Origin of the sequence: Photobacterium sp. OFAV2-7 (assembly GCF_022347985.1) — a bacterium.
Taxonomy (GTDB): Bacteria; Pseudomonadota; Gammaproteobacteria; order Enterobacterales; family Vibrionaceae; genus Photobacterium.
Genome location: NZ_JAKRFQ010000622.1, coordinates 1 through 3,206, shown reverse-complemented (window position 1 = coordinate 3,206; position 3,206 = coordinate 1). Strand labels below are relative to the sequence as shown.

At 46.1% G+C, this 3,206-nt stretch carries 2 protein-coding genes and 1 pseudogene; 1 reads left to right on the top strand and 2 read right to left on the bottom strand.

The genetic code is table 11. The features are described from left to right. Together malF and malE are read right to left on the bottom strand one after the other, a co-directional pair. Window positions 1-730, bottom strand: a pseudogene (gene malF / locus MHN01_RS21925) (maltose ABC transporter permease MalF); the annotation flags it as partial. A gap of 66 nt (window positions 731-796) precedes the next feature. Beyond that, window positions 797-1,978, bottom strand: a complete 1,182-nt coding sequence (gene malE, locus MHN01_RS21920; protein ID WP_239413431.1) for a maltose/maltodextrin ABC transporter substrate-binding protein MalE — start codon at window positions 1,976-1,978, stop codon at window positions 797-799. Window positions 1,979-2,607: 629 nt separating this feature from the next. On the opposite strand from malE, the gene MHN01_RS21915 reads away from it, so the two are divergent. Next, on the top strand, window positions 2,608-3,206 hold a 599-nt coding region (locus tag MHN01_RS21915; protein WP_239413430.1), incomplete at its 3' end, for an ATP-binding cassette domain-containing protein.

Here is a 3,206-nt window from a genome sequence, read left to right as displayed (position 1 = left end):
CCTCCATATTCGGCTTATACAATTGCTGAGTTTGATTGTTCAGCATAGTCAGGCCGTCTTCCTGCAGCGTAAACAGAGGAGTATCAGCTGCAAACTTACGCAAGCCACTCATTCTGATCTCATGGCCGCTTGGCATAACCAGTTCAACTTTTGACAAGCTGGCACGGTTTTGAACGATCGCCTTGATCTTCTCTTTCTCACCCTGAACGCCGTCAACAACACGCAGGCTCATCGCGTCCTCTGTCGGAGCGGCAAGGTCGAAAACGTCAGAAGCCAGCAGTTCACCGTCCGCTTTAATCACCAACTGATGACCATTATCCACTTTGTATAAATCAAAGCGGTAACTCTCACCAGACTGGAAGCTTCTCTGTTCCAGAACAGCCTGTGTTCTTTCCAGCGATAGCTGATTCGACGCACTATAGTTAGTAAAAGCAAGCCCAACGGTATATACCAATGGGAAAATAATGAAAATAAGCATCCCTGCAATACCAGGGAAGATGTAACGGTGGGCGTAAGTTTTGTTGCTTCCAAAAATATAAAGAGCAAGTGCGGTTAGGACAACGGTAAGAAGTGCAAAAGGCATTTCACCTTGTGCATACATTAATACGGTAGCATAACCATTAACTGCGCCGATCATGCCCAGAAGCGACCATTTCAGCCACTTGCGATAATTTAATTTAGGACTTTCCTGTTGTGGTTCTAAAAGTCCTGCACCTTGAACTGACTGCATCTCAGCTCCTTGCTAGCAAAAAATGACAATAAAATGGGGAGAGTTACCCCTCCCCGTAAAAAGGTATTACTTAAGCATGTGGCCCGCAGCTTCGTCTAGCGCGCCGTTAATGTCCTGACGGCCATCAACAACGTTCTTGATTGCATTACCCTGTGCGTACCAGAATGCTGCCATCTGTGGAACGTTCGGCATGATTTCACCGTTCATTGCGTTATCCATAGTGGCTGCAATGCGAACATCTTTGTCTAGCTTCTTCTGGAATGATTTCAGCGCTACCGCACCAAGAGGCTTGTCATCATTTACTTTACCCAGACCTTCGTCAGTCAGTAGGTAGTTTTCGATGAACTCAACCGCAAGATCCTGGTTTGGCGATGCAGAGCTGATACCCGCAGTCAGGATGCCGACAAACGGCTTAGATGGGCTACCGTTCAGTTTAGGCAGAACAGTTACACCGTAGTTGATACCAGACTTCTCAACGTTGCCCCAAGACCATGGGCCGTTGATAGTCATTGCCACATTACCTTTGTTGAACTCAGCTTCAGATACGCTGTAGTCCATATCTGGTGAGATAACCTTCTTGTCTACCAAAGACTTGATGAAGTTCATGCCATGTTTCGCGCCGGCGTTATTCACACCCACATCTTTCACGTCGTATCCGCTCGCAGTGAACTTGAACGCGTAACCGCCATCAGCCGATAGTAGCGGCCATGTGAAGTACGGTTCTTTCAGGTTCCACATGATAGCTTTCTTGCCATCTTTCTGAAGCTTCTTGTCTAGTGCTTCAACGTCTTCCCAGTTTTTAGGTGGGTTTGGAACAAGATCCTTGTTATAAATCAGAGAAAGTGCTTCAACAGCAACCGGGTAGCCGATGTACTTACCGTCGTACTGGACAGCATCCCAAGTGAAGTCAATGATTTTGTCTTTTACTTCTTTAGATGGCTTAATTTCAGCCAACAGACCAGATTTAGCATAACCACCAAAACGGTCGTGTGCCCAGAATACGATATCCGGACCGTCACCTGCTGCAGCAACCTGAGGGAACTTCTCAGACAGACCATCAGGGAAAGCAACTGTTACTTTAACACCTGTGTCTTCTTCAAACTGCTTACCTACTTCAGCCAGGCCGTTATAACCTTTGTCGCCATTGATCCAGATAGTAAGTTGACCTTCTTCAATCGCGGCATGTGCATTTACAGAGCCAAGTGCGGCAAGGGTACAAAAAGCTACAGTGCTGAGGACTTTCTTCATTTTTAACATCCTTCATGATTGTTATATGTCGTACCGCAGAGACACTCTGCAGCACAATTTGCAGGTTGTATCATCTATCAGGAATCAGCACTCGGCATCATCCTGTGCCCTACGCCCCCTAACCCTGAGATTTAAAAGCGTGATCTGCGTCGTCCGGCTTAGTGACGCAGATCTAAAAAAGACACCTGAATGTGATGCAACGCACATAGTACTTCGATTAAATACCCACATCAGCATCAGGAATATCAAAGTGTGATCTAAACACTCCTCCCCCCCTCATCCCCCTTTTTAATTCTGACAAAGGAGGATGTTTCACCGTGACAACTGGGTGAGAATAGCCCCATACCCAACGGGGTAGATGAAGAGACTTTTACTGTTCTATTTCGCAGTTTTGACTTTTTAGTAGTAACCACTTTAATTGGAAACGACAGCACCGCCTTACTTCTTGGGGAAGTAAGTAAGGTGGATTTGGTCAGGGTAGCAATTCATTCCACTGCCTGAGTGATACTCACGCTACCCATTTTTTTCTTCACTACACCTAAAAATTCTTTACCCGTAAGGCCAGGCATGAATATCATGCCGTATGAACACGCCTTACAGGCTACAACAAACTTAGAGGAATAGGCTCGATGACGAGTGTCACTTTACGAAATGTATGTAAAGCATATGGAGATAACCTGATTTCCAAAAATGTTGATCTCGATATTGCCGAAGGCGAATTCGTTGTATTTGTAGGGCCATCAGGCTGCGGCAAGTCTACCCTTCTTCGTTGTATCGCAGGTTTGGAAGATATTACATCAGGTGACCTGTACATCGGTGAGGAGCGAATGAACGATGTTCCTCCTTCTGAGCGCGGTGTAGGCATGGTTTTCCAATCTTATGCTTTGTATCCGCACCTTAACCTGTTCGACAACATGTCTTTCGGTATGAAACTGGCAAAGGCTGACAAGAAAGAAATCAAAAAGCGTGTTGACCATGCTGCTGAAATCCTTCAGCTTGGTCACCTGCTTGATCGTCAGCCTAAAGCACTTTCTGGTGGTCAGCGTCAGCGTGTTGCTATCGGCCGTACGCTTGTCTCCCAACCAGATGTATTCCTGCTTGATGAGCCGCTATCTAACCTTGATGCCGCTCTTCGTGTACAGATGCGTATTGAAATTGCCAAGCTTCACAAGCAACTTGGCTGTACCATGATCTACGTATCACACGATCAGATTGAAGCAATGACCAT